Source organism: Variovorax sp. YR752, from assembly GCF_943372545.1.
The window spans coordinates 1-6,742 of the sequence record NZ_CALRZC010000331.1 but is presented as its reverse complement, the minus strand read 5'-3'; the positions used below and the strand labels follow the sequence as shown (position 1 = coordinate 6,742).

The window sequence follows — 6,742 nt, the reverse complement described above, 5'->3', positions numbered from 1 at the left end:
TCGATTGACGCGATCGAAGGAAATCCACAGAGGTCACGCACCTGCGACCACCGGACTGATTCAAATGTTTGGCAAAGCTCGTCCGCACTCCAGTCTTCCCGCGCGGCATTGGTCAGGTCGAACGTGGTCGACTTGGGACGCATGAACGGACTAAGAAGCACATAGGCGGCTTCAAATGCACCGTCGTAGAAGGGTAAGACGGGGCCTTCCAGTGGGCAAATGGCGTATCGGTCTGGGTCGGGAAACACGCGTTGATTCATGGGCTCAGTCTAGAGCGGTCGGACCTGCCCGGTTGTGGCCGAACGGTGCTCAGGTCTATGAGCGGCGGATTGCTCAGCCGCTCACAGTCAAGCCATCTTTCCCACGGAAGATGGCTGCCAGTGCGTCCTCAACACTCTGTCGGCTCCAGTTTCCTGGCAGAAACTCGATCTCATATTTCGAGTGACCGTCGAGTAACGAAGCCGCCTGCGTACTCAGCGTTGCGACGAGGCCAGACGCATGAAGGGCAACCTCCAACTGGTCGACACGATGTACTACCTGGTCAACAACCATCACTTCGATGTCACTGGAGTCGACTCTACGAGCTAGCGAGAAACAATAGTCCTGCTTCGGGTCGTGGCAGTAGATGTATGCCATTCCATCGTAGGAACCGCTCTTTACCGAGGCACTGACAGTTGCAAGTAATCGCATTTGTTTGGTCGGAGCGAAGTATCGAAGTTGCCCGGAAGTATCGCCGAGCCGCCTGCGCGAGCATCCAGCTCGACGAACATGCCTGAAGACGGCGCTTCACGATGCCGCAGCACAACCTTCCGGCTTGAACACCCGCGTGGTCGAACCCGGAAACTTCTCAAGCTTGGCAGCCGGCCGCGACGGGCGCGGAAGCAACTCTCCGCCGCAGTTCGGGCATGTGCCCGCGAGGCGCCCGCTTGCGCAATCGCTGCAGAACGTGCACTCGAAAGAACAGATGCGGGCATTGGCTGAATCCGGCGGCAAGTCTCGGTTGCAGCATTCACACCCGGGGCGCATTTGGAGCATGGTGAAACCTCAGAGAGAGTTTTTTCGGTTGAGCTTAAACGAAGGAAAAGTGGGTGACAGCGGAGGTCAGGCCGTCGATCCAACGGGTCCGAGTGCAAAGCTCATCGGCTGCACCATCAGACTCGAGTGTTCTCGCAGCGGCTCCAGCGCGCCATCGGGGCGGAAGCCGCAAGCTGCGTACAGGCGCATCGCCGGCGTATCTCCGGCAGTGACACCCAGACGAACGCGGTTCACGCCGACGCTCTCGGCCCAAGAAATCGCCTCCTTGAGCAAAGCGCGACCGGCCCCCATTCCTCGCGATGCAGGAGCGACCCACATCTGGAAAAGGTCGGCGACAGCCGGTTCATCGCTGGACAACTTGCACCAGATCAAACCACAGGCGTCGCTGCCATTGAACGCGAAAAGAACACGATCCTTCCCGGACGACGTAGCCACGGCAATTCGCTCGGACCACATCGCATCGGTTCTCGTGGCCTCTGCTTCGTGCGTGCTTCCGAAGGCGTCGGGGGAGTCGAGCAACGCCCGCAGGCGCATGTCCTGATAGGTCTTCCACTCATCTGATTTCGCGGGTTGCACTGAGATCAAAAAATCACCTTCTGGTTGAGAGCTGAGGGGCTGACTCGTGATGGCATCGAACGCAACGCCAATCCGAGTCTGTGGGCCCACGGAAGCTCGCTGGTCCCAATTCACTACAGGATGCCGCGACGCATGCGGTTCAAGCGGCTGCTCATGAACCACGCAACCACCGGCCCGAGCACCATGCCAGCCAGGCAGCTCCACACGACGACATGGCTCTTGAGTTCCAGCAGCCAGGTGAGAACCGGGTACTGAGCGTTTACGGCTTCCGAGAAGCTCCACCAATAGGAAGCGCCGCGTCCGGGCCCCGTGCGATGTTTGGTGCCGTCGAGCCAGTACGCGGCCAGCGGGGCGAGGCCCAGATAGGCAAACATCGCCGCCCAGGGGCCGAGCACGATGGCGCCCAGGAAGGCATCGATGAAACGTGAGCGCATCGATTTACCGCTCACGCACGTGCCGCCAGATCAAGTCTGCCGCCTCACCCGCACTCACAAGCGCCGAGTCAACCACCAAGCGCTCCGTCCCCCAAGCCTCGTAGTCATGCCGAAGCACAGCCTCCCAGCTCGGCAGCGCAAAGCCCGCAATGTCAGCCGTCCGGCTCTCCACGCGCCGGCGGTGTTCCGCAACGTCAGAGCACACGACCTCAACCTCCACCAGATGCGACGACGTCTCCGCCGCCACTGCTCGCCACGCTTCGCGCGTGACCGGCAGCGGGTTGACGCAATCAGCGATCACGGACATGCCCAGTGAGAGGTTGGACTGAGCCAGCGCGTACGCGACGACATAGCCCGCCGGGCCCACGTCTTTCGCGCTCCCGCTCGCCGTCTTCAGCGCGTGCTCGATGGCATCGATGCGCAGGTAGACGGAACGAACACGCGCCACGAGTTCACGCGCGATGGTGGTCTTGCCTGTGCCGGGCAGTCCGCTCAGAACAATCAGCGTTCGATGCTTGAGCTCTCCGATCACGCCCGACCATCCTTCTTCTTGCGCGGCACTGTATCCACTGCATCCGGCGCACTCAACGCATAAAACTCATGCAACTTCGCCGCCAGCATCTGTTTGTCTGGCAACTGCGTCTGGTACTGCGCGACCAACGCAGGCGAGAGCGTGCGGCTCAGCGCGTACTCCACCACCTCGCTGTCCTTGCTGGCGCACAGCAGCAGGCCGATGGCCGGGTTCTCGTGCGGCTTCTTCACATCGCGGTCCAGGGCTTCCAGGTAGAAGTTCAGCTTGCCCAGATGCTCGGGTTCGAAGGCGGTGACCTTCAACTCGATGGCCACCAGGCAGTTCAGGCCACGATGGAAGAACAGCAGGTCCAACGCAAAGTCTTGTGCGCCCACCTGCACCGGGTATTCGCTGCCGATGTAGCAGAAGTCCCGCCCCAGCTCGGTCAGGAACCGGCCCAGGTTCATCAAGAGGCTGCGGTGCAGCTCGGCCTCGGAGTGCGGGTCTGGCAGGGCCAGAAAGTCCAGCAGGTAGGCGTCCTTGAAGTGCTGCGCAGCCTGCGGCTGTATTTCTCTCAACGCTGTTGAGACTTTGGGCGGGTGGAGCACGGCGCGCTCGAACAGGCCGCTGTCGATCTGCCGCGCCACTTCACGCACCTGCCAGCCTTGCTGCGCCGTCATGCGCAGGTAGAACTCGCGTTCCTCCTCGCGCTTGGTGCGACTGAGAATGTGCAAATGCGAGGACCACGGAATTTCTCTCAACAGTGTTGAGAGTTTTGACCCCGGCGGATACGCCTGAAAAAACTGCCGCATGCGCCACAGGTTCTGGGCTGAAAAGCCGCGCCGGCCTGGCTCACGCTGGGCGATGTAGGCCGCCAGTTGCTCCACGGTTCCCTTGGCCCAACCATCGGCTTCGATGCGTTGATGCAGATACTGGCCAATGCGCCAATAGAGCTCGATCACTTCGGCGTTGACCACCTTGGCCACGCGCTGCCGCGCCCCCTGGATCAACTGGACCACCTCGCCGAAGGCAGCCTCTGAACTCGCGGCCACCGCGCGGCGCGTTGGCTTGGTCGTCTTGCTCATGCCTTCGAGCCCATCAGCAGTCCATCAAGCGGGCCTTCGGCTTCTTTTCCGATGGCCCGGACGAAGGAGGCAATCTTGTTGTGGGTGGCTTGATCCATCTCCAGATTCTCTCGCAGCCCGGGGAGCGCTTCTCGGGGCAAGAGGCGGTGGGCGGCCAAACGACATGGCGCTTGGCTGCACGCGTGCCGTTCCCGGTTTGCGATCGCCGACCGGCAATCGCGCACATCAGCCCTGTGCAGCTCTCCCCACCTCACACGCCTGAAACAACCCCATCGCATCCCGCGCCAACTCCGCCGCAATCCACAGCACGTTGTCCAGATGCTCCGGTCCCGCGTCTTCGAACCAGCGGTTGCCGTCGCCGTGGCAGCACCACAGCAGCGAGTTCAGTTGTGCGAGCTTGTTTTCGAGGAGGTCCGACGGTGTGGGCCCGCAGGCGGTGTCGGGGGATGCCGGCGTGCGAGGCCGGGCTATAGTTGAAGTAGCCATTTGGTGTGCTCCTTTTCGAAAGAGTTGTGCACGTCTTCTGGTTAGACGGCTGGGGTGCTGACACACCCTGGCCGTCGCCTTTTGTGCCTCGCGTTCGCATCGATGCGCATTGCGACATCGATGACCCGCCGCGAGGCGAAGCGGTCCTGTCTTCCTTGCCCACACAGCGAGGCGTCGGATGACAGGGGCATCCACTGTAGAGAAGCGCGGCACCCGCTGGTGGGCCGAATGCGCCAGTAAGTCTCGAATCGCGCGGATAAGTGACGTGGCGGGCAAAAGGAGAAGAGCAGGGCGCCGTCAGATCAGCGGCACGGTCGCTTCCTTCAGCACGCGCAGCACGAAGTGCGATTTGCTGTGGCGAATGCCGGGGATCTTGTAGAGCTTCTCGCGCAGTAGCCGCTCGTAGTCGCGCGTGTCGCGAACGGCGATGCGGATGTAGTAGTCGTAGTCGCCCGACACGAGGTAGGCCTCCTGGATCTCGGGAATGGTGGCGAGGGTGCGGCCGAAGTCGTACAGGGTTTCGTCGGTGTGGCTTTCGAGGGTGACCTGCACGATGACCGAGTCGTGATACCCCAGCTTGGCCGGGTCGATGTCGACGGTGTAGCGCTTGATGACGCCCGAGGCCTCGAGCTTCTTGATGCGCGTCCAGCAGCTGGTGGGCGACAGGCCGACCTCGTTGCCGATCTCCTGCAGGGTCTTGCGCGAGTCGAGCAGCAGCACCCGCAGGATCGCCAGATCGGTCTTGTCGAAAGATCCTTCGCTGTCTGGCGATGTTTGGCGATTGGTTTTCATGTTTCGAGCTTAAACAGCCAAAAGAAAGAAGCAAATTCTGCCTCAAGAGCGGAAGAATTGACGGCATGCGACTGCTCGACCTTCCCCCCACATCCTCGCCCTCCCTCTCGCCGGCCCTGCCCGAGACCGAGACCCCACTCCGCGTGCGCAACGGCGCCGAAGCGCTGCTCGACACGTTGGTCGCGTGCGGCGTCGATACGATCTTCGGCTACCCCGGCGGCGCGGCGCTGCCGCTGTACGACGCGCTGCACGGCGAACCCCGGCTGCGCCATGTGCTGGTGCGCCACGAACAGGCGGCGGTGCATGCGGCCGAGGGCTACGCGCGCAGCACGGGCCGCGTCGGCGTGGTGTTGGTCACGTCGGGGCCGGGCGTGGGCAACACGATCACGGGGCTGCTCGACGCGATGAGCGATTCGGTGCCGGTGCTGTGCATCAGCGGGCAGGTGTCGACGGCGGTGATCGGCACGCAGGCGTTCCAGGAAAGCGACGCGCTGGGCATGTCGCGCCCGGTGACCAAGTGGAACCGGCAGGTGCGCGCGGCCGACGATGTGCCCGCGCTGGTGCGCCGCGCGCTCGACATCGCCACCACCGGCCGCCCCGGCCCGGTGCTGCTCGACGTGCCGAAGGACATCCAGCTCATGCGCCTCACGCACGGCAGCGCGCCGACGCCGCTGCGCGCGCTGCGCACGGGCCGCGCGCCGCTGCCGCCGCGGGCGATGCTGCAGCGCGCCGCCGACCTGATCTCGACCGCGCGCCGGCCGGTGCTCTACGGCGGCGGCGGGCTCATCAACTCGGGGCCGGCGGCCTGCGAGGCGTTCACGCAGCTGGTGCACCGGCTGCACGCGCCGTGCACGCTCACGCTGATGGGGCTGGGCGCGTTCCCCGCGTCCGACCCGAAGTTCGTCGGCATGCTGGGCATGCACGGCATGCTCGAAGCCAACCTCGCGATGCACGAGGCCGACCTGGTGGTGTGCGTGGGCGCGCGTTTCGACGACCGCGTGACGGGCAAGCTCGACGAGTTCTGTCCGCACGCCCGCAAGATCCACATCGACATCGACCCCGGCAGCATCAACAAGGTGGTGCACGTCGACGTGCCGATGGTGGGCGACTGCGGCGCCATCGTCGAGGCCTTGCTGGGGCTGCTGCCCGAAGACTTTGCGCCCGAGCGGCTGGCGCCGTGGTGGGCGCGCATCGAACGCTGGCGCGCCGAAGACTGCCTGGCCTTCACGCCGTCGACCGAAGAGATCCTGCCGCAGCACCTCATGTCGTCGCTGCAGCGGGCCATCGCGGGCCGCGATGCAATCGTCTCGACCGACGTGGGCCAGCACCAGATGTGGGCCGCGCAGTACCTGCGCTTCGACAGCCCGCGCCACTGGCTCACCTCGGGCGGCGCCGGCACCATGGGTTATGGGCTGCCCGCAGCCATCGGCGCGCAGATCGCGCACCCCGACGCGCTCACGGTGTGCGTGAGCGGCGACGCCTCGGTGCTGATGAACATCCAGGAGCTGTCGACCGCGATGCAGCACGGCACGGCCGTGAAGCTGGTGCTGAGCAACAACGGCTACATGGGCATGGTGCGCCAGTGGCAGGAGCTGAACCACGGCAACCGCCTGAGCCACAGCTGGAACGAGGCGCTGCCTGATTTCGTGGCGCTGGCGAAGGCCTTCGGCTGGGGGGCGCGGCGCGTGTCAGACCCGGCGGAGCTGGAAGAGGCACTGGCCGAATGCCTGGAGAGCAAGGGGCCGTTTTTTCTCGACGTGCAGGTGGCGGCGCAGGAGAACTGCTTTCCGATGATGCCGTCGGGGTGTGGGCATCACCGGGTG

Annotated in this window: 10 protein-coding genes; 1 reads left to right on the top strand and 9 read right to left on the bottom strand. The window is 64.1% G+C overall.

What is annotated here, in order from left to right; genetic code table 11:
- The 9 genes from AAG801_RS39155 to AAG801_RS39115 form a co-directional block, all read right to left on the bottom strand.
- Nucleotides 1-260: hypothetical protein (locus tag AAG801_RS39155; RefSeq protein WP_341893273.1), on the bottom strand; the 260-nt coding region annotated here is incomplete at its 3' end.
- Nucleotides 261-333: 73 nt separating this feature from the next.
- The gene (locus AAG801_RS39150; RefSeq protein ID WP_341893272.1) at nt 334-636 is read right to left on the bottom strand and encodes a hypothetical protein; all 303 of its coding nucleotides are present in this window, start codon (nt 634-636) and stop codon (nt 334-336) included.
- Nucleotides 637-786: 150 nt separating this feature from the next.
- Complete coding sequence (locus tag AAG801_RS39145) at nt 787-1,035, bottom strand: DUF1272 domain-containing protein (protein WP_341893271.1); 249 nt, start codon at nt 1,033-1,035, stop codon at nt 787-789.
- Between the two features lie 66 nt (nt 1,036-1,101).
- Nucleotides 1,102-1,611 (bottom strand): GNAT family N-acetyltransferase, encoded by a 510-nt coding sequence (locus AAG801_RS39140; protein WP_341893274.1) that lies wholly within the window; start codon nt 1,609-1,611, stop codon nt 1,102-1,104.
- Nucleotides 1,612-1,724: 113 nt separating this feature from the next.
- On the bottom strand, nt 1,725-2,045 hold the full coding sequence (locus tag AAG801_RS39135) for a hypothetical protein (protein WP_341893270.1): 321 nt from the start codon (nt 2,043-2,045) through the stop codon (nt 1,725-1,727).
- 4 nt (nt 2,046-2,049) lie between these two features.
- Nucleotides 2,050-2,577 carry an AAA family ATPase gene (locus AAG801_RS39130; RefSeq protein ID WP_341893269.1) on the bottom strand — a complete coding sequence of 176 codons (528 nt, stop codon included), beginning with the start codon at nt 2,575-2,577 and terminating at the stop codon, nt 2,050-2,052.
- The gene (locus tag AAG801_RS39125) at nt 2,574-3,641 is read right to left on the bottom strand and encodes a PDDEXK nuclease domain-containing protein (protein WP_341893268.1); all 1,068 of its coding nucleotides are present in this window, start codon (nt 3,639-3,641) and stop codon (nt 2,574-2,576) included. Before AAG801_RS39125 ends, AAG801_RS39130 begins: the two co-directional genes overlap by 4 nt.
- Nucleotides 3,642-3,866: 225 nt before the next feature.
- Complete coding sequence (locus AAG801_RS39120) at nt 3,867-4,127, bottom strand: hypothetical protein (RefSeq protein WP_319355976.1); 261 nt, start codon at nt 4,125-4,127, stop codon at nt 3,867-3,869.
- A gap of 297 nt (nt 4,128-4,424) precedes the next feature.
- Entirely contained in the window at nt 4,425-4,919 is a 495-nt protein-coding gene (locus AAG801_RS39115; protein WP_341893267.1) for an Lrp/AsnC family transcriptional regulator, read from the bottom strand.
- A gap of 65 nt (nt 4,920-4,984) precedes the next feature.
- Here AAG801_RS39115 and ilvB point away from each other — a divergent pair.
- Nucleotides 4,985-6,742 (top strand): biosynthetic-type acetolactate synthase large subunit (gene ilvB, locus AAG801_RS39110; RefSeq protein WP_341893266.1); only part of this gene is annotated, 1,758 nt, incomplete at its 3' end.

Excerpts from the sequence above, each read along its gene's own strand:
- AAG801_RS39115 (WP_341893267.1), bottom strand. The coding sequence starts at position 4,919 with ATGAAAACCAATCGCCAAACATCGCCAGACAGCGAAGGATCTTTCGAC.
- AAG801_RS39150 (WP_341893272.1), bottom strand. The coding sequence starts at position 636 with ATGGCATACATCTACTGCCACGACCCGAAGCAGGACTATTGTTTCTCG.
- AAG801_RS39145 (WP_341893271.1), bottom strand. The coding sequence starts at position 1,035 with ATGCTCCAAATGCGCCCCGGGTGTGAATGCTGCAACCGAGACTTGCCG.
- AAG801_RS39125 (WP_341893268.1), bottom strand. The coding sequence starts at position 3,641 with ATGAGCAAGACGACCAAGCCAACGCGCCGCGCGGTGGCCGCGAGTTCA.
- AAG801_RS39120 (WP_319355976.1), bottom strand. The coding sequence starts at position 4,127 with ATGGCTACTTCAACTATAGCCCGGCCTCGCACGCCGGCATCCCCCGAC.
- AAG801_RS39135 (WP_341893270.1), bottom strand. The coding sequence starts at position 2,045 with ATGCGCTCACGTTTCATCGATGCCTTCCTGGGCGCCATCGTGCTCGGC.